Annotated in this window: 12 protein-coding genes and 2 pseudogenes; 9 read left to right on the top strand and 5 right to left on the bottom strand. The window is 72.9% G+C overall.

Features of this window, described 5'->3' with window-relative positions:
- The first annotated feature begins 351 nt into the window (after positions 1 to 351).
- Positions 352 to 1,920, top strand: coding sequence for a S8 family peptidase (locus tag ACLGIH_RS11475; RefSeq protein WP_416525144.1), 1,569 nt, complete (start codon positions 352 to 354; stop codon positions 1,918 to 1,920).
- A 6-nt stretch (positions 1,921 to 1,926) separates the two neighbouring features.
- Here the strand turns inward: ACLGIH_RS11475 and ACLGIH_RS11470 are convergent.
- Positions 1,927 to 3,107 (bottom strand): annotated as a pseudogene (locus tag ACLGIH_RS11470) (serpin family protein).
- 143 nt (positions 3,108 to 3,250) lie between these two features.
- Between ACLGIH_RS11470 and ACLGIH_RS11465 the strand changes: the two are divergent.
- From ACLGIH_RS11465 to ACLGIH_RS11435, 7 genes and pseudogenes are all read left to right on the top strand, one after another.
- Positions 3,251 to 4,375, top strand: a complete 1,125-nt coding sequence (locus tag ACLGIH_RS11465; RefSeq protein WP_416525143.1) for a DUF4190 domain-containing protein — start codon at positions 3,251 to 3,253, stop codon at positions 4,373 to 4,375.
- Between the two features lie 147 nt (positions 4,376 to 4,522).
- Positions 4,523 to 5,275 carry a GntR family transcriptional regulator gene (locus ACLGIH_RS11460; RefSeq protein ID WP_416525142.1) on the top strand — a complete coding sequence of 251 codons (753 nt, stop codon included), beginning with the start codon at positions 4,523 to 4,525 and terminating at the stop codon, positions 5,273 to 5,275.
- A 419-nt stretch (positions 5,276 to 5,694) separates the two neighbouring features.
- Complete coding sequence (locus ACLGIH_RS11455; protein WP_416525141.1) at positions 5,695 to 5,886, top strand: SPOR domain-containing protein; 192 nt, start codon at positions 5,695 to 5,697, stop codon at positions 5,884 to 5,886.
- 48 nt (positions 5,887 to 5,934) lie between these two features.
- Positions 5,935 to 6,321, top strand: a pseudogene (locus tag ACLGIH_RS11450) ((deoxy)nucleoside triphosphate pyrophosphohydrolase); the annotation flags it as partial.
- A 497-nt stretch (positions 6,322 to 6,818) separates the two neighbouring features.
- Positions 6,819 to 7,247, top strand: coding sequence for an ATP-binding protein (locus ACLGIH_RS11445; protein WP_416525140.1), 429 nt, complete (start codon positions 6,819 to 6,821; stop codon positions 7,245 to 7,247).
- A 284-nt stretch (positions 7,248 to 7,531) separates the two neighbouring features.
- Positions 7,532 to 10,144 (top strand): SpoIIE family protein phosphatase, encoded by a 2,613-nt coding sequence (locus tag ACLGIH_RS11440; RefSeq protein WP_416525139.1) that lies wholly within the window; start codon positions 7,532 to 7,534, stop codon positions 10,142 to 10,144.
- Between the two features lie 122 nt (positions 10,145 to 10,266).
- Entirely contained in the window at positions 10,267 to 11,526 is a 1,260-nt protein-coding gene (locus ACLGIH_RS11435; protein WP_416525138.1) for a glycoside hydrolase family 18 protein, read from the top strand.
- 10 nt (positions 11,527 to 11,536) lie between these two features.
- Here the strand turns inward: ACLGIH_RS11435 and ACLGIH_RS11430 are convergent, their stop codons facing one another.
- The 4 genes from ACLGIH_RS11430 to ACLGIH_RS11415 are packed head-to-tail and all read right to left on the bottom strand — an operon-like array spanning position 11,537 to position 15,401.
- The gene (locus ACLGIH_RS11430) at positions 11,537 to 12,304 is read right to left on the bottom strand and encodes a succinate dehydrogenase/fumarate reductase iron-sulfur subunit (protein ID WP_416525137.1); all 768 of its coding nucleotides are present in this window, start codon (positions 12,302 to 12,304) and stop codon (positions 11,537 to 11,539) included.
- Positions 12,301 to 14,244 (bottom strand): fumarate reductase/succinate dehydrogenase flavoprotein subunit, encoded by a 1,944-nt coding sequence (locus tag ACLGIH_RS11425; RefSeq protein ID WP_416525136.1) that lies wholly within the window; start codon positions 14,242 to 14,244, stop codon positions 12,301 to 12,303. The genes ACLGIH_RS11430 and ACLGIH_RS11425 overlap by 4 nt, the downstream gene beginning before the upstream one ends.
- Positions 14,244 to 15,083 (bottom strand): hypothetical protein, encoded by an 840-nt coding sequence (locus ACLGIH_RS11420; RefSeq protein ID WP_416525135.1) that lies wholly within the window; start codon positions 15,081 to 15,083, stop codon positions 14,244 to 14,246. The genes ACLGIH_RS11425 and ACLGIH_RS11420 overlap by 1 nt, the downstream gene beginning before the upstream one ends.
- Before the next feature lie 27 nt (positions 15,084 to 15,110).
- Positions 15,111 to 15,401, bottom strand: coding sequence for a hypothetical protein (locus tag ACLGIH_RS11415; RefSeq protein ID WP_416525134.1), 291 nt, complete (start codon positions 15,399 to 15,401; stop codon positions 15,111 to 15,113).
- A gap of 306 nt (positions 15,402 to 15,707) precedes the next feature.
- Between ACLGIH_RS11415 and ACLGIH_RS11410 the strand changes: the two genes are divergently transcribed.
- Positions 15,708 to 17,957, top strand: coding sequence for an ABC transporter family substrate-binding protein (locus ACLGIH_RS11410; protein WP_416525133.1), 2,250 nt, complete (start codon positions 15,708 to 15,710; stop codon positions 17,955 to 17,957).
- Positions 17,958 to 18,029: the final 72 nt, after the last annotated feature.

Raw genomic sequence — 18,029 nt, 5'->3', positions numbered from 1 at the left:
TCGGCGCCGTCCCGGCGACCGTCCCGGTGACCGGCGTCGTGACCGTCGGCGACCGGCGTCGGCGACCGGCGGTGACCGGTGTCGGCGACCGGCGGTGACCGGTGTCGGCGACCGTCGGTGACCGGCCCGGTAATTGGCGTCGGTGGCCCGGTGTTCCGGTCACTTCCGTCGTCGAGGGAGCCGCGGGACAGCCAAAGCTCCGCAGGGACCCTTGTGCAATTCCTCTGTAGGCCTCAATCTTTCGGCTGACGCACACGTGCCGCCTCCGATTGTCATGACCATGACTTGAAGGGGTGGCCTGCTCGGCGTGCACGAACCCCACCACGCACCACCGATTGAGGAGGACCCCTCATGCGTCACCCCAGCAGCACCCGGCGAAGACTGGCCGCGATCGGAGCGGCAGCCACCGCGGCGCTCACCGCGAGCCTCGTCTCCGCCCTCCCCGCCACGGCCGCCGAGGGCCGCATCCAGTACGAAGGCGCCGCGAACGCCGTCGCCGGCAGCTACATCGTGACCCTCAAGCCGGACGAGGCGAAGGCCGGTTCCGCCGAGGGCCGCGCCGTGGCCAAGAAGTACGGCGCCGACATCGAGCGCACCTACACCAAGGCCCTCAACGGCTACGAGGTCGAGGCCTCGGAGAGCGAGGCGAAACGTCTCGCCGCCGACCCGGCCGTCGCGTCGGTCGTCCAGAACCGCACGTTCAGCATCACCGGCACCCAGCCCAGCCCGCCGTCCTGGGGCCTGGACCGCATCGACCAGCGCAACCTGCCGCTGGACAGGTCGTACACCTACCCGGACCACGCCGGTCAGGGCGTGACGGCGTACGTCATCGACACCGGTGTGCGCATCTCGCACAGCGACTTCGGCGGCCGGGCCTCCTACGGCTACGACGCCATCGACAACGACAACACCGCCCAGGACGGTCACGGCCACGGCACCCATGTCGCCGGCACCGTCGCGGGCAACGCCTACGGCGTGGCCAAGAAGGCGAAGATCGTCGGCGTCCGGGTGCTCAACAACCAGGGCTCCGGCACCACCGCCCAGGTCGTCGCCGGCATCGACTGGGTCGCCCGCAACGCGGCCAAGCCGGCCGTCGCCAACATGTCCCTCGGCGGCGGCGCCGACAGCGCCCTCGACACGGCCGTCCGCAACGCCATCGCCTCCGGCGTCACCTTCGCCGTCGCGGCCGGCAACGAGTCCACCAACGCAGGCACCCGGTCCCCGGCCCGCGTCACCGAGGCGATCACGGTCGGCGCCACCACGTCGAGCGACGCCCGCGCCTCGTACTCCAACTACGGCACGGTCCTCGACCTGTTCGCGCCGGGCTCGTCCATCACGTCGGCCTGGAACAGCAGCGACTCGGCCACCAACACCATCTCCGGTACGTCGATGGCGACCCCGCACGTCGCCGGAGCGGCCGCCCTGTACCTGGCCGACAACCCGTCGGCCACGCCCGCCCAGGTGTCCTCGGCGCTGACCTCCGCCGCCACCACCGGCGTCGTCGGCAACCCCGGCTCCGGTTCGCCCAACCGGCTGCTGAACGTCGGCACGGGCGGCGGCAACCCCGACCCGCCCGGCAGCCGCTTCGAGAACACCGGTGACTACGCCATCAACGACAACGCCACCGTCGAGTCCCCGGTGACCGTCTCCGGCGTCTCCGGCAACGCGCCCTCGTCACTCGCCGTCGAGGTGCACATCGTGCACACCTACATCGGTGACCTCCAGGTCCAGCTGATCGCCCCCGACGGCACGGCGTACACGCTGAAGTCGTACGGCACCGGCGGCAGCTCGGACAACATCGACACCACCTACACGGTCGACGCCTCGTCCGAGACGGCCAACGGCACCTGGAAGCTCCGCGTCAGCGACAACGCGCGATGGGACACCGGGCGGATCGACGCCTGGGCGCTCCAGTTCTGACGCCGCTCAACCCTCGTACGAACAGCTGACGCTCTCGTCCTCGCGGTAGGGCTCCGGGTCGCTCACCCAGCCCGCCGCGAGGACGAGACGCGTGTGCCGGTGCACGGCGAGGAAGCCGAAGGGGCGGTCGAAGGACGCCTCGACGGTGGTGGACCGCCGGCGCAGCCGCGGGAGGCCGCCATCGGCGGCGGCCGTCACCGTCACCGCGGCGGCCTCGAAGCCGCGGGCGTGGAACCGGGCCGGCGCGGACTGGCGCGCCGAGCCGATGGACAGCGGAAAGCCGCGGATGCCGGGGAAGTGGCCCGGCACCGGCAGCCGGGCGGTCGTCAGGCCGAACAGCCCGGGGTGGTCCATGAGGTCGTGCGTCGCGCGCACCTCGTACGCCACCGTCGTCACGTCCAGTGCCGGAGGCCGGGGCGTCTCCGTCAGTTCCCGCGTGACGCACAGCCCGGGGCCCGCTTCTCCGTACGGCAGCCGCGTGCCCGGCACCACCGGATGCCGCCGCGCGAGCAGGCCGATCCCCGCGTCCAGCACCCGTCCCGGCGCCATCCCCTCCTCCCCGAGCAGCAGATGCACGTCCACGACGGTGTCGCCCAGCACCTTCAGCTCGGTGAGACGACCGTGGGGCGTCTGCGCCACGCCGATCCGGTCCAGCAGCCCGCTGCGGCGCCGGAGCCCCAGCAGCGCACGCCCGTCCCAGGGCCCGCCCTCGGGGATGTGCGGCGTCTCCCGGAAGGGCCGCAGCCACCGGGTGCGCAGCCCGAGCGCACTGGCCGGCACCAGCTCCGTGCCGTCCGTCAGCCGCACCGGCATGCGCTCGATCAGGCCGTCCGTGTGCCGGGCGGACCAGGTGTCCAGCGCCGCCCGGTCGGCCGCGGCGTCGCCGGTGAGCACGCCCAGTGCCCCGGTCGGCAGCCCGGCCTCCCACGCCTCCCGCAGCTCCAGCGTCCGCTTGGTCCACAGGCCGAGGGCCGCGCCCGGTCCGCGTATCCGCCCAGGGCGGTGAGCAACTCCCGGGCCGCGCCCGCCGCCTGCCCCGCGGGCAGACCGACCGCCTCGGTCAGTTCCCGGCGCGCCGCCCCCGCGGCCCCGCCCGCGAGGAACGCGAGCAGCGGCCAGACGCCCACCGCCGAGAACACCGTGCCGCCGAGCCTGGTGGCCGCCCAGCGCGCGGTCAGACCGTTCACCGCCCGGACCGTCGTCCTGCGCAAGCCCCGTCCCCCCAGCCCGTCCGTCGCCCGCTTACGATGCGCTGGCCGTACGGATGTACGGCAGTCCCGCCCGAGCCGCGAGACCCGTCGCCACCGCCCGAGTCAGGAGCACGGTACCCGTGTCCATACCGCCGCCGTCCGGCCCGTACCCGCCGCAACCGCCGTACTCCCAGGGGCCGCAGCCCTACCCGGTGTGGCCCGCGCGTCCGTCCGTCAACGGCCTCGCCGTCGCCGCGTTCGTCCTGGGCCTGCTGTGCTTCCTGCCGGCCGTAGGGCTGGTCCTCGGGCTCGTCGCGCTCCGGCAGATCCGGCGCAGGGGAGAGCGCGGCAAGGGGTTCGCCGTGGCGGGAGGCGTGCTGTCCTCGGTCGGGCTGGTCCTGTGGGCGCTGGCGTTCGGCACCGGTGCCGTGTCCGACTTCCGGCAGGGCCTGGAGGACGCCGCACGGGGCGCGGGCACGGCGCACGCGCTCACCGTGGGGCAGTGCTTCACCACCCCCGGCGGCTCGCTGCGGGGGGTGACGTACGACGTCGACGTGGTGCCGTGCGAGCAGCCGCACGACGGTGAGGTGTTCGCCGCCTTCGAACTGCCCGGCGGTCCCTTCCCCGGCGACGACGAGATCACGCGGATCGCCGACGGCAAGTGCTACGCGCTGCGGGACGGTTACGCCATGGACAGCTGGGCCGTCCCCGCCGACGTGGACGTGTACTACCTGCTGCCCACCCGGCAGAGCTGGCGCCTGGGCGACCGGGAGGTCACCTGTCTGTTCGGCGGCACCGACGAGCGCGGCACGCTGACCGGTTCGCTGCGCAGCGACGAGACCACGCTCGACGCTCACCAGGTCGCGTACCTGAAGGCGGCTCAGGTCCTGAACACCGCCCTGGAGTCGGAGCCGCGGACCGAGTACGTCGAGGACGACCTGCCCGGACACCGGGCCTTCGCGGGACGGATGGCGGAGGCGATCACCGAGCAGTCCGGCATGCTGCGCGCGCACGCGTGGCCCGCCGACGCCGAGCAGCCGGTCGCCGACCTGGCGGACCGGCTGGACGAGGCGCAGCGGGAGTGGGCGCGGGCCGCCGAGGCCCCCGACGCCGACACCTTCCACGAGCACTACGACACGGGCTACGGGCTCATCGACCCCGTCGGGACGGTCACCGCGCGCAAGGCCCTGGGGCTGGCCACCGAGCCTCCGCGGTACGAGGAGGACGGCGGCGGCGGGGGAGACGGCTCCGGCTTCGAGGTGTGACGGCGGCTATAACGGGGAGAAAGTGCCTGCGTAAAGCCCTCGACCGGCACAAGTCATCACATCGAGTGATTCTCTGGCCTTTGCTTGCCCGGCACAACCTTCGGTTGCCACGCTGTTGCTGTCTGTACAACCTGATGGGAGCGGCCAGTGACATTCGGTGAGCAGCCGGCGTACCTGCGTGTCGCGGGTGATCTCCGCAAGAAGATCGTCGACGGCCTGCTGCCGCCCCACACCCGCCTTCCCTCCCAGGCCCGCATCCGCGAGGAGTACGGCGTCTCGGACACCGTCGCCCTGGAGGCGCGCAAGGTCCTCATGGCCGAGGGGCTGGTCGAGGGCCGCTCCGGTTCCGGGACGTATGTGCGCGAGCGGCCGGTGCCCCGCCGCATCGCCCGCTCCGGCTACCGGCCGACGGGCGGGGCCACGCCCTTCAGGCAGGAGCAGGCCGACGGCGAGGTGCGCGGCACCTGGGAGTCGCGCAGCGAGCAGACCGAGGCGAGCGGCGCGGTCGCAGAGCGGCTCGGCATCAAGCCCGGCGAACGCGTGATGTGCACGCGGTACGTCTTCCGGGAGAGCGGCGAGGCGATGATGCTCTCCACCTCCTGGGAGCCGCTGGCCGTGACCGGCCGCACCCCCGTGATGCTGCCCGAGGAGGGACCGCTCGGCGGCATGGGGGTCGTCGAGCGCATGGCCGCCATCGACGTCGTCGTGGACAACGTCACCGAGGAGGTCGGCGCCCGCCCCGGCCTCGCCGAGGAACTGCTCGCCCTCGGCGGCGTCCCCGGACACGTGGTGCTGGTCATCCAGCGCACGTTCTACGCCTCGGGCCGCCCGGTCGAGACGGCCGACGTGGTCATCCCGGCCGACCGCTACCGCGTGGCCTACCACCTGCCCGTGAGGTAGCGGAGGCCGGCGTTCGGCAGCCGTCCGTGCGGCGCGGCGGCCGGTTCCGGCGCCGGCTGCCGTGCGTGCCGTCCGGCGCGGGTCCGCGGTCCGATGCGACGTGGCGCGCGCCTCCCGCGCGCCTCCCACCGGGGCACGGGGTACCGCGGCGTGCGCCGGTCCGCCCCGCAGCGCGTCGATCCGGCCGTTCTCCCAGGTCGCCCCCGATGCCTCCGGTACGCCCCTGACCGCAGGCGTCGACCCACCGGACGGCGCGTTCGGCCTCGTGCGCCCCCTGCGTTCTGGCTGGTTGCGTACCTCTTTGTGCAAAGTCGTGTTCGCTGCGTGAAGGTGAGGCGTAGGCTCGGGCATATGCGGATTGCGGTTTCCTTACCGGGTGGGGCGCGGCGCAGGTCGTGGGCGGGAAGTGGAGGGGCGCGATGAACGACGGCACGGTCACCCTGGCCTGGCAGGTCGTCCGGCAGGACGACAACGGCAATCGCTACCGCGTGGGCAGGTACGCGACCCGGGCCGAAGCCCAGCGGATCGCCGACAGCCTCGACGAACGCGGGCACAAGCAGCTGTACTGGGTCGAGAGGATCGGCCAGCACGGAACGAGCGCGTCCGGCTGACGGCCGGAGGGCCGTGCCCGTCACCGCCCTCCCGCTAGGCTCCGGCGCATGACGAAACGGATCGTGGTGGGCGCCGCCCTGTTCGACGGCGGGCGCCTGCTGGCCGCGCGCCGCAGTGCGCCGGCCGAACTCGCGGGGCGCTGGGAGCTGCCCGGCGGCAAGGTCGAGGAGGGCGAGGCGCCCGAGGCGGCGCTCGTGCGCGAGCTGCGCGAGGAACTCGGGGTCGAGGCCGCGGTCGGTGGGCGGGTCCCGGGTCAGTGGCCGCTCCGGTCCCCGTACGTCCTGCAGGTGTGGACCGCCCGCCTGCTCCCCGGCTCGCCCGTGCCCGAGCCCCTGGAGGACCACGACGCGCTGCGCTGGCTCGCGCCCGCCGAGATCTGGGACGTCGACTGGCTGGACCAGGACGTACCGGCCGTCCGCGCGACCCTCGCCCACAGCGCCGACCCCGCGCACGCCGATCGCAGCGCCGACGGTGCTCACGCCGATCGCCGTGCCGACGGTGCTCACGCCGCTCACGGCGACCGCGGCCCCCACGCCGATCGCCGTGCCGACGCCGCCCACGGCGCACACAGCCCCCACAACCCCCGCAACCCCCGCGGCGATCGCGGCGACCGCACCGCCGGGCGGTGAGGAGCCGGGGCCGGCGGGCCGACGCCCGGCGTCGGTGAGGGATCGGTGAGGGCCCGTCCGGGCCCGTCCGGGGCCCGTTCGTCCTTGCCCGGCGCCGCCGGGTCCGGTCGCGCGCCGTGCCCGGCGCCGCCTCCCGGCCGGGCGGCACCCGGCGCATGAGGTCGCGCGAAGGAGCGCCGGACACGGGCCGGGCCCAGCGCGAGCGACCCGTACGCCGTTCGTGCCACAGTGCGCCGCTTCGCGCGGTACCGGCGCCCGGATATCGGGTATGTGCCCATTAACCCCACGAAACCGGACATGGGGTGGGCTCGCTGGCCGGGGAAGTGATCGGCGTGATCGAGACCGACGGACACTGCGCCGAGTGGACCTTTCCCGCGCAACCCGACGCCGTACGGACCGCCCGCACAGTCGTCCGTGGCCGGCTGCGCGGCTGGGGACTGGACAACGTGGGCGACATCACCGCCCTGCTCGTCAGCGAGCTGGTCACCAACGCCCTGCGGCATGCCACCGGCCCCATCGGTGTCCGTCTGGTGCGCCCCACCGGCCTGGACGGCGTCCTGCGGGTGGAGGTCTCCGACCCGCTCCCCGACCCGCCCCGCGAACGTGTCGCCCAGCCCGAGGACGAGGGCGGCCGGGGTCTGCAGCTGGTGGCCTCCGCCGCGCGCCGCTGGGGCACCCGGCCGGGCGAGGCGGGCAAGACCGTGTGGTTCGAACTCTCCGTGCCGAAGTGAACCGGACCGCGCCGCACCGGGCAGCATCGGGCCGCACCGGGAGCGCGCCCGGGGCGTCCGGGCGCCGGGTGGTTCCGGCCGCCGACCGTTGCCGAAGTGCGTGATTCGACGGCGTGTCCGCTGGTTAGAAGACTGGCAGTGTTGTCACGGTCCGGTCCAAAAAGCATCGGGACCGTGCTGTGATCGTGAACACCGTGTCGTGTGGCCCCGTAGTGCTGGATACTGCGGGCAGCCGCCTTTCGGTGACCGGTGCCGGACGCGGTGAGCTGGAGGGGACGGTTCGCGTGAGCGAGATACCAGCGAGGGCCACGGAGTCCGACGGGACGTCGGGCGGGGACGCCATGTGGCAGAGCAGCCCACCCGGCTCCATCTACGACTACATCAAGGTCGCGTCCTTCTCCATCGGCCCCGACGGCCTCGTCGACCAGTGGAGCGTGCGCGCCGAGCAGCTGTTCGGCATCCCCGCCGAGCGAGCCGTCGGCGTGGACCCCATAGAGGTCTTCATCGACCCGGACCTGCGCGAGCGCGGCCAGCGCAAGATGGCCGAGATCCTCGACGGCCGGGAGTGGACCGGCGTGGTCCCCTTCCGGCTGCCGGACGACGTCCACGGCGGCAGGCGCGGCCTGGCCGAGGTCTACGTCATGCCGACGCGCACGGACGACGGCGAGAAGGCCGCCGTCTGCATCGTCGTCGACGTCCGCACGCTGCGCAGCATCGAGACCGACCTCGCCGCCTCACAGGCCATATTCGGCCAATCGCCGTTCGGCTTCCTGCTGATCGACACCGACCTGCGGGTCCGCCGCGCCAACCAGCGGTTCGCCTCCGTCTTCGGTGGCGCCCCCGACGACCACCGTGGCAAGGGCGTCCACGACTATCTGCCGCGCGGCGAGGCCGACCGGGTCGCGGCGACCCTGCGGCGGGTGCTGGAGACCGGCGACTCCATCACGGACATGCACGTCACCGGCTTCGCACCGGACTCCGAGGAGCGCCGCCACTGGTCCGTGAACCTCTATCGCGTACACAGCGGCACCGGCCGCCCCATCGGCGTCGCCTGGCTGGGAACCGACATCACCGCCCGCCGCGCCGCCGCCCGCGAGGCCGCCGCCGCACGGCGCAACCTCGCCCTGCTCAACGAGGCCGGTGCCCGCATCGGCAACTCCCTCGACCTGGAGACCACCGCCCGTCAGCTCCTCGACGTCGTCGTCCCGGGCTTCTGCGACCTGGCCACCGTCGACCTCTACCAGGGCCTGCTGGCCGGCGACGAGACCCCGCCCGGCCTCGCCGACGGCAGCGCCGAACTGCGCCGAGTCGCCTTCTCCAGCGCCGTCTCCGACGTGCCCTTCCACGGCACCGGCGAGCAGATCGAGGTCGGCGCCGTCCACCACTACCCCTTCAACTCCCCCTGGGCGGACGCCCTGCGCACCGCCCGCCCGCGGACCGTGCCCGCCGAGGACGGCGGCCTGGTGCAGTCCACGCTGGCCGTGCCGATGGTCGCCCACGACACCGTCGTGGGCCTCGTGCAGTTCGCCCGGACCAAGGGCAGCGAACCGTTCGGCGAGCGCGACCGGGACCTCGCCGTGGAGCTGGCCGCGCGGGCCGCCGTGTGCATCGACAACGCCCGGCTGTACCGGCGCGAGCACGAACGCGCCCTGATACTCCAGCGGTCCCTGCTCCCGCCCGGCGACCCGGAGGCCTCCGGCCTCGACATCGCCTGCCGCTATCTGCCCGGCAACGCGGCCACCGGCCGGCCCAGCGAGGTCGGCGGTGACTGGTTCGACGTCATCGAACTGCCCGGCCACCGCACCGCGCTGGTCGTCGGCGACGTCATGGGCCGCGGGCTGCGCGCGGCGGTCGCGATGGGCGAGCTGCGCACCGCGGTGCGCACCCTGGCCCTGCTCGACCTCGAACCCGCCGAGGTGCTGTCCCAGCTGGACGAGATCGCCCGCGGCCTCGGCGCCCCGGGAGGCGTCCAGCAGGCCACCCGCGCCGCCCGCCGCCCCCGCGAGGCCGACCTGTCCGAGGTCTACCTGGCCACCTGCGTCTACGCCGTCTACGACTCGGTGACGAGACGCTGCACCTTCGCCAACGCCGGCCATCTGCCGCCCGTCCTGGTCGAGCCCGGCGAGTCCGCGCTGATGCTGGATGTGCCGCCCGGGCTGCCGCTCGGCGTCGGCGGGGAGCCCTTCGAGGACGTCGAGGTCGAACTGCCCGAGGGCGCCCTGCTCGCCCTCTACACGGACGGCCTGGTCGAAAGCCGCGACCATCCCCTCGACGAGGGCCTCCAGGCCTTCGTCGGCGCGCTGACCGACCCGGCCCGCCCGTCGCCCGGCCACCACCCCTCGGCGACGCCGCCACCGCGCGCCGACACCTACCCCAACCTGGAAGACGTCTGCGACCACGTCCTCCACACCCTCGACACCCACCACGGCGAGGACGACATCGCCCTGCTGATGGCCCGGGTGCAGGGCCTGCCCGCCGAGTCCGTCGGCGACTGGACGCTGCCCCGCGAGCCGCGCAGCGTGGGCCGGGCCCGCGAGTACGCCCGCGCCCAGCTGCTCGGCTGGGACATGGAGCCGCTCGTGGACACCACCGAACTCCTGGTCAGCGAGCTGGTCACGAACGCCCTGCGGTACGGGGAGGGCGACATCCGGCTGCGGCTGCTGCTCGACCGCACGCTGGTCTGCGAGGTCTGGGACTCCGGCCTGGTCCAGCCGCGCCGACGGCGCGCCCGCGACACCGACGAGGGCGGCCGCGGCCTGCAACTCGTCGGCCTGCTCAGCGCGGCCTGGGGATCACGGCGGACGCCGCGCGGCAAGACGGTGTGGTTCGAACTGCCTCTGCCGGGCGGAGAGACGGTCCTGACGGACCCGGCGGAGGCGCTGCTGAGCCTGTTCTGACGGCACCGACGTACCGGGTACCGGAACCGGAACATCATTTCGGGTCGTCCCCTCGGGCATGACCGGCCATCTCGGCGGCACTTCGCGCAGTGGCGGCCGGGCGACACGGAGGGGGTACGACGATGAGCCGCACGGAGCCGGACCGGAGACCGCACACCCGGGGCGGGCCGGACCTGCCGGAGACCCCGGACGACGCCCAGGACGGACCGGACCTCCCGAAGCCCCCGGGCGTGGAGGAGCCCCCGGCCGGGCAGAAGTCCCCGGGCGCCAAGGAGTCCACGGGCGGGGAGGAGTCCCCGGGCGCGGAGGAGAACGCCCGTGGGCCGGCCGGTGACCGGGCGGCGCCGGACGGGCGACGCCGCCCACGGCGTGCGTTCCGGTGGGTTCGCCGGGGCGTTCTCGGTCTCGTCCTCGCCGTTCTCGTCCCGCTGCTCGCCGCCGAGACCGCCCTCCGGATCAACTACACCGGCGATCCGGCCGACGGCACGTACACCAGGAACCGGGACGCGCTCTGGCTCGGGCACGCCTGGGTCGACGGGCGGAAGGACGACGCGGACCTCGCCGCCCTGGCGCGGCGACTGCGCGGCACCGGGGTCCGGGACCTGTACGTCCACTCCGGCCCGATGGAGCACGACGGCACCCTGCCCGAGGCGAAGTACCCGAGGGCGCGCTGGCTGATCGACGGCGTGCACCGGGAAATGCCCGGCGTCCGCGTCCAGGCCTTCCTCGGCGACGTGCTCGCCACCGAGGGCCCCGACGGCATGCGGCTGGAGCGGGCCGCCACCCGCGCCGCGGTCGTCGGCTCCGCCCGCCAGGTCCTCGACGCCGGCTACGACGGCGTCCACCTCGACCTGGAGCCGCTGCACTCCGGCGACCGGAACTACCTCGGCCTCCTCGACGACCTGCGCGACGTCACCCGCGCCCACGACGCACAGCTCTCGGTCGCCGCCCACCAGATCGACCCGCTGCCCGGCTTCCATTCCGTCTGGGGCACGTTCACCGGGCACCCGAAGTGGTGGTCACAGGAGTTCTTCGGCCAGGTCGCCCGCAGGGTCGACCAGATCGCCGTGATGTCGTACGACACCATGCAGCCGCTGGAGAGCACGTACGGCGGCTACGTCGCCCAGCAGACCGCGCTGGCCCTGGAGGCCACCCCGCCCACCACCCACCTGCTGATGGGCCTGCCCTTCTTCCACGAGAACCGCTTCGGCCACTGGAACCACGCCGAGACCGTCCCCGCCGCCGTGCGCGGCGTCCGCCTCGGCCTGTCCCGCACCGACGCCGACCGCACCCGCTTCGGCGTCGCCCTGTACATCGACTTCGCGGCGACCGAGGCCGACTGGGCGGCCTACACCGGGGGCTGGGTCCGCCCGGCCGGCTGACCCGGTGCCCTCAGGACCGTCGGCGGATCTTGTCGCCGAGCCAGACCAGCGGGTCGTACTTGCGGTCCACGGCCCGCTCCTTCAGCGGGATCAGCGCGTTGTCCGTGATCTTGATGCCCTCGGGGCAGACCTCCGTGCAGCACTTGGTGATGTTGCAGTAACCGAGGCCGTGTTCGTCCTGGGCCGTCCGCTTGCGGTCCAGGCCGGAGTCCGCGGCCGAGTCCAGGGGGTGCATGTCCAGCTCGGCGATCCGCATCAGGAAGCGGGGGCCCGCGAAGGCCGGCTTGTTCTCCTCGTGGTCCCGCACCACATGGCAGGTGTCCTGGCACAGGAAGCACTCGATGCACTTGCGGAACTCCTGCGAGCGGTCCACGTCCTCCTGCATCATCCGGTACTCGCCGGGACCGAGACCGGCAGGCGGGACGAACGACGGGACCTCGCGGGCCTTGGTGTAGTTGAAGCCGACGTCCGTCACCAGGTCGCGGACCACCGGGAAGGCCCGCAGCGGAGTGACGGTGATCGTCTCCTCGCGGGTGAAGACCGACATCCGGGTCATGCACAGCAGCCGGGGCCGCCCGTTGATCTCCGCGGAGCACGAACCGCACTTGCCGGCCTTGCAGTTCCAGCGCACGGCGAGATCAGGGGTCTGGGTGGCCTGGAGGCGGTGGATGATGTCGAGGACCACCTCGCCGTCGTTCACCTCGACGGTGAAGTCCTGCAGGCCACCGCCCTGCGCGTCGCCGCGCCACACCTTGAAGCGGGCCTCGTAGCTGCTCATTCGTACAGCTCCTCTTCGGCGAGGTACTTGACCAGCTCCTCCTTCTCGAAGAGGGCGAGCAGGTCGGGGCGGATGGGTTCGGTGGTCTGCCGCTCCAGGACGATCTGGCCGCGCACCGGGTCCGTCGCCGCGAGGCCCCTGGACGGGTCGGCCAGCCGGCACAGGAGATTGACGTTGCGCCAGGTGCGGTCCATCGACGGATGGTCCTCGCGGGTGTGACCGCCGCGCGACTCCGTGCGCTCCAGCGCCGCCCGCGCCACGCACTCGCTGACCAGCAGCATGTTCCTGAGGTCCAGGGCGAGGTGCCAGCCGGGGTTGAACTGCCGGTGCCCCTCGACCCCCGCCCGGCGGGCCCGCAGCCGCAGCTCCGCCAGCCGCTGCAGCGCCTGCTTCATCTCCGGCTCGCGGCGGATGATGCCCACCAGGTCGTTCATCGTCTGCTGGAGCTCCTGGTGGAGGGTGTACGGGTTCTCCGGCGGGCCGCCGGCGGGCTCCTCGGCCTCCGCTTCGGCGGAGAACGGCCGCAGGGCCTCGGCGGCGGCGGAGCCGACCTGCTCCTCGTCCACCCGGGGCCGCGCCCCGTCCGCCGCCCGCCTCGCGTGCTCGGCCGCGTACCGGCCCGCCCGGCGGCCGAACACCAGCAGGTCGGACAGGGAGTTGCCGCCGAGCCGGTTGGAGCCGTGCATGCCGCCGGCCACCTCACCGGCCGCGTACAGCCCCGGCACCCCGCGCGCGGCGGCCGTGTCGGAGTCGACCGCGATGCCGCCCATCACGTAGTGGCAGGTGGGGCCGACCTCCATCGGCTCCGCGGTGATGTCGACGTCCGCCAGCTCCTTGAACTGGTGGTACATCGACGGCAGCCGCCGCTTGACGACCTCGGCGGGCATCCGGGTCGACACGTCCAGGAAGACGCCGCCGTGCGGGGAGCCGCGGCCCTCCTTCACCTCGGTGTTGATCGCCCGCGCCACCTCGTCGCGGGGGAGCAGCTCGGGCGGGCGCCGGTTGTGGTCCGGGTCGTCGTACCAGCGGTCGGCCTCGTCCTCCGACTCGGCGTACTTCTCCTTGAAGACGTCGGGGATGTAGTCGAACATGAACCGCTTGCCGTCGCTGTTGCGCAGGACGCCCCCGTCGCCGCGCACCGACTCGGTGACCAGGATGCCCTTCACCGACGGCGGCCAGACCATGCCCGTGGGATGGAACTGCACGAACTCCATGTTCAGCAGCGGCGCCCCGGCCAGCAGCGCCAGCGCGTGGCCGTCGCCCGTGTACTCCCACGAGTTCGACGTCACCTTGAAGGACTTGCCGATGCCGCCGGTGGCGATGACGACGGCGGGGGCCTCGAGGACGAAGAAGCGGCCCGACTCCCGCTCGTAGCCGAAGACCCCGCAGACCCGTTCGCCGTCCTTGAGCACCCGCGTGACCGTGCACTCCTGGAAGACCTTCAGCCGGGACTCGTAGTCGCCGGTCTCGCGGTGGTCCTCCTGCTGGAGGGAGACGATCTTCTGCTGGAGCGTGCGGATCAGCTCCAGGCCGGTGCGGTCGCCGACGTGCGCCAGACGCGGGTACTCGTGCCCGCCGAAGTTGCGCTGCGAGATGCGGCCGTCCTTCGTGCGGTCGAACAGCGCGCCCCAGGTCTCCAGCTCCCAGACCCGCTCGGGCGCCTCCCGGGCGTGCAGCTCGGCCATCCGCCACTGGTTGAGGAACTTGCCGCCGCGCAGGGTGTCGCGGAAGTGGACCTGCCAGTTGTCGCCGGCGTTGACGTTGCCCATGGCCGCGGCGATGCCGCCCTCGGCCATCACGGTGTGCGCCTTGCCGAACAGCGACTTGCAGATCACGGCCGTACGGGCGCCCCGCTCACGCGCCTCGATGGCGGCACGCAGGCCCGCGCCGCCGGCGCCGACCACGACGACGTCCCACTCCTGTCGGTCGACCACGGACATCAGAAGAACCTCGGATCCTCGAAGACACCGGAAGCGACGAGATAGACGTAGAAGTCGGCGAGCGCCACGCTCACCAGGGAGGCCCAGGCGAGCAGCATGTGGCGGGCGTTGAGCCTGCCGACCCACTGCCACATCCGGTAGCGCACCGGGTGCTTGGAGAAGTGCTTCAGCTTGCCGCCGACGATGTGCCGGCAGGAGTGGCAGGAGATCGTGTACGCCCAGATGAGCGCGATGTTGACGAGGAACACCAGGGTGCCGAGGCCCATGTGGCCCCACTCGTAGTTCTCGTCGCGGAACGCGAGTGCGGTGTCGTACGTCAGGATCGCGGCGACGAGGATCGCCGCGTAGAAGAAGTACCGGTGGATGTTCTGCAGGACCAGCGGGAAGCGGGTCTCGCCGGTGTACTTCTTGTGCGGCTCGGCCACCGCGCAGGCGGGCGGGGACGCCCAGAAGCCCCGGTAGTAGGCCTTGCGGTAGTAGTAGCAGGTCAGCCGGAAGCCGAGCGGGAAGATCAGGATGATGATCGCGGGGGACAGACCCCACCAGGAGCCGAAGATCTCCCAGTTGGGGCCGCCCCGCATCGGTTCGCAGTTCTCCGCCAGGCACGGGGAGTAGAACGGCGAGACGTACGGCGCCGCGTAGTAGTCGGCGTTGGCGAGCGCCCGCCACGTCGAGTAGACGATGAAGGCCAGCAGCCCGGCCGCAGTGGCGGCCGGTGCCAGCCACCAGCGGTCGGTGCGCAGGTGCGGGGCGGCGATGGCGGCGCGCGTCGGGATGTGGACGCCGCCGCCGCGCGGGTGGGGTTCTGTGGCTGGGGGTTCTTCCGTACCAGTGGCCACTGGGCGACTCCGGTCGGTCGATCGGGTTCAGGGGGCGCGGCGGTCGCGGGCGCCGAGGCCCTCGTCGTCCGAGTCCGTCCACAGCGAGAGGTCGTACGGAGCGTCGGAGATGGTGACGAGGTCGGGCCGCTTCTGCGTCTCGGGGGAGGCGGCCGCCTCCCGCAGCAGCGCCACGCTCTCGCGCAGGTGGTCGGTGTCGGTGCGGACCCGGCGGATCTCCAGGCCGCCGCTGCCCATCTGCTGTTCCAGACGGCTCAGCGAGCGCCTCAGATCGTCGAGGCTGTGCTGCATCCTTGCCAGTTCGTCGTGCACGGACATGACGTGACCTCACTTCCGTCGGACACGGCCGCGGGCCGGCCCTGGGCGGCGACGTTCATGCGCCTGCGAGTGTTGCGCGTCACACCGGGCGGTGGGAAGGGATGTGCACCGATTGGCCGGAGCGTATGGGTGCATTCCCCGGTGCGTTGCGCCGCACGGGTGGGCTTACGGAGGGTCGTCGCCGTGTCGCCCTGTGTTGCTGAACCGATTCCTCTTCAGTGGCGGCATACATCTGGATACAAATGATCAACTTTATATACCGCCAAAAGCGATCATAACGCCCGCGGCCTTCCGGAGGTAGCAGAGATGTCCCACGTCGGCGTCGGACCACGCGCGGTGATGCGCTCGGTCGCCTTCCTCACCGCGGGGGCGCTCGCGGTCCCCGCCCTCGCCGGGTGCAGTTCCGAGGATCCGGCGGGCAAGCCGCTCGCCGGACCGGACATCGCCGCGGCCGCCCGCGCGCGGATCGCCGACGGCGGCACCCTGCGCTGGGCCGTGGACTCCGTCCCGGACACCCTGAACACCTTCCAGGCCGACGCCGACGCGACCACCAGGCGCGTCGCGGAGGCCGTGCTGCCGTCGATGTACCGGATGGACGACAGCGGACGTCCGGTGCGCAACGGGGACTACCTGGAGTCGGCCGAGATCGTGGAGACCGAGCCCAAGCAGGTCGTCCTGTACAAGCTCAGCCAGCAGGCCGTCTGGAGCGACGGCCGGGAGATCGGCGCCGCCGACTTCGCCGCGCAGTGGCGGGCGCTGTCCGGGAAGGACACCGCCTACTGGACCGCCCGCAACGCCGGCTACGACCGCATCGAGAAGATCGAGCGCGGTGCCAGCGATCTGGAGGTCAGGGTCACCTTCAGCCGGCCCTACGCCGACTGGAAGTCGCTGTTCACGCCGCTGTACCCGAAGGAGGTCACGGGGACGCCGGACGCGTTCAACGACGGTGCGCGGCGGAAGCTGAAGGTCACCGCCGGGCCCTTCGACGTCAAGGAGGTGGACCGGGACGCCGACGAGATCGTCCTCGTCCGCAATCCGCGCTGGTGGGGCGCCCCGGCGAAGCTGTCGGAGATCGTGCTGAAGGCCGTGCCGCGCGACCGGCGCGTCGCCGCGCTGGCGGCGGGCAAGGTCGACCTGGCCGAGATCGACCCGGGTGCGGCGCGGCAGCTCGACGGGGCGGCGGGGCCGCAGCCGGGCGAGCGTTCCGGGACGCCGCTCATGGGGCCCGGCGCTGCTCCGCCCGCCGGGCCGCAGGGGCAGTCGGCCGCGGACGCCCTGCGCTCGTGGGCCGTCGCCAACGGCTCCGACGAGGAGGCGGCGTACGAGGAGACTCTGGCGCGGGAGAAGCAGCGGAAGAAACTGGCCAAGGCCGAGCGGCGGAAGGCGGCCCTGAAGCGCTACGAGGTCCGCAAGTCCCTGGAGCCCGCGTACACCCAGCTCGCCCTGAACGGCGCGGATGGTCCGCTCGCCGACGAGCGGGTGCGACGGGCCGTGGCCCGCGCCATCGACCGGGAGAAGCTGGCCGAGGCCGTCCTGGGGCCGCTGGGCCTGCCCACCGAGCCCGTGGGCAGCCACCTCGCGCTGTCCGGCCAGGCGGCGTACGCCGACGGCAGCGGTGCGCTGGGCGGCCAGGACGTGAAGGAGGCCCGCGCGCTGCTCGCGGACGCCGGGTGGGTGCAGGGCGGGCCGGTGAAGGAGCAGAAGAAGGGCGAGAAGGCGGCGGGGGCGGAAGGGGACGACGAGGGGGAGGGCGGGGGCCGGGGCGGGGGAGAGAAGGAAGAGAAGTCGCAGGGGGGCGACGACGGTACGTACATCGTGGGCGAGGACGACAAGCCCGGGGACGGCGAGGGCGGGGGCGGGGACGACACGGGCGGGGACGGCGAGAGCGGGGACGGCGAGGGCGGGGACCGGCACGACCGGAAGGCGCAGGGTGGTGCTCCCGGTGCCTACGCCCCGAAGGGCACCGCGGCTCCGGCCGGTTCGGCGTCCGGGCCGCTGGCCAAGGACGGCAAGGCGCTCACGCTCCGCTTCGTGGTGCCGTCGGGGGCCGGGTCCGAGTCGCTGCGGACGGTGGCCGACCGGATCGCCGGCATGCTGAAGAAGGTCGGCATCCGTACGGACATCACCAAGGTGTCCGACGACAGCTACTTCAAGGACCACGTGGCGTCGGGCGAGTACGACCTCGCGCTGTACTCCTGGCCGGCCACGGCGTTCCCGGCGACCGACGCCCGCCCGGTCTACGCCAAGCCCGTCCCGGCCGCGGACGGCTCCCTGAACGTCGGCCAGAACTACACGCGGGTCGGCACGGACCAGGTCGACCAGCTCTTCGAGCAGGCGCTCGGCACGCTGGACGAGAAGGAGGCCCGCGAGCTGATCCGCAAGGCCGACTCCCGCATCTGGGCGGCGGCCGGCTCCATCCCGCTGTATCAGCGCCCCCAGCTCACCGCGGCCCGCCAGAACCTCGCCAACGCGGGCGCCTTCGGCTTCGAAACCCCGGTGTACGAGGACATGGGCTTCCTGAAGAAGGGCACGGCAGGCTCGAAACCGAGCCCGTGACGGGGCTGACGGTCGTGGGGTATCTGCGGCGCCGTGGGTGGATGCCTGCGGCGCCGCTGCGGGTGGTCGGGG

The organism is Streptomyces hamibioticus (genome assembly GCF_047946815.1).
GTDB lineage: Bacteria > Actinomycetota > Actinomycetes > Streptomycetales > Streptomycetaceae > Streptomyces.
This window is presented reverse-complemented; position numbering and strand designations above follow the sequence as displayed.

Bases quoted from the DNA above. Each gene is read 5' to 3' on its own strand.
- ACLGIH_RS11475 (WP_416525144.1), top strand. From the start codon at position 352: ATGCGTCACCCCAGCAGCACCCGGCGAAGACTGGCCGCGATCGGAGCG.
- ACLGIH_RS11455 (WP_416525141.1), top strand. From the start codon at position 5,695: ATGAACGACGGCACGGTCACCCTGGCCTGGCAGGTCGTCCGGCAGGAC.
- ACLGIH_RS11435 (WP_416525138.1), top strand. From the start codon at position 10,267: ATGAGCCGCACGGAGCCGGACCGGAGACCGCACACCCGGGGCGGGCCG.
- ACLGIH_RS11430 (WP_416525137.1), bottom strand. From the start codon at position 12,304: ATGAGCAGCTACGAGGCCCGCTTCAAGGTGTGGCGCGGCGACGCGCAG.
- ACLGIH_RS11425 (WP_416525136.1), bottom strand. From the start codon at position 14,244: ATGTCCGTGGTCGACCGACAGGAGTGGGACGTCGTCGTGGTCGGCGCC.
- ACLGIH_RS11415 (WP_416525134.1), bottom strand. From the start codon at position 15,401: ATGTCCGTGCACGACGAACTGGCAAGGATGCAGCACAGCCTCGACGAT.
- ACLGIH_RS11410 (WP_416525133.1), top strand. From the start codon at position 15,708: ATGTCCCACGTCGGCGTCGGACCACGCGCGGTGATGCGCTCGGTCGCC.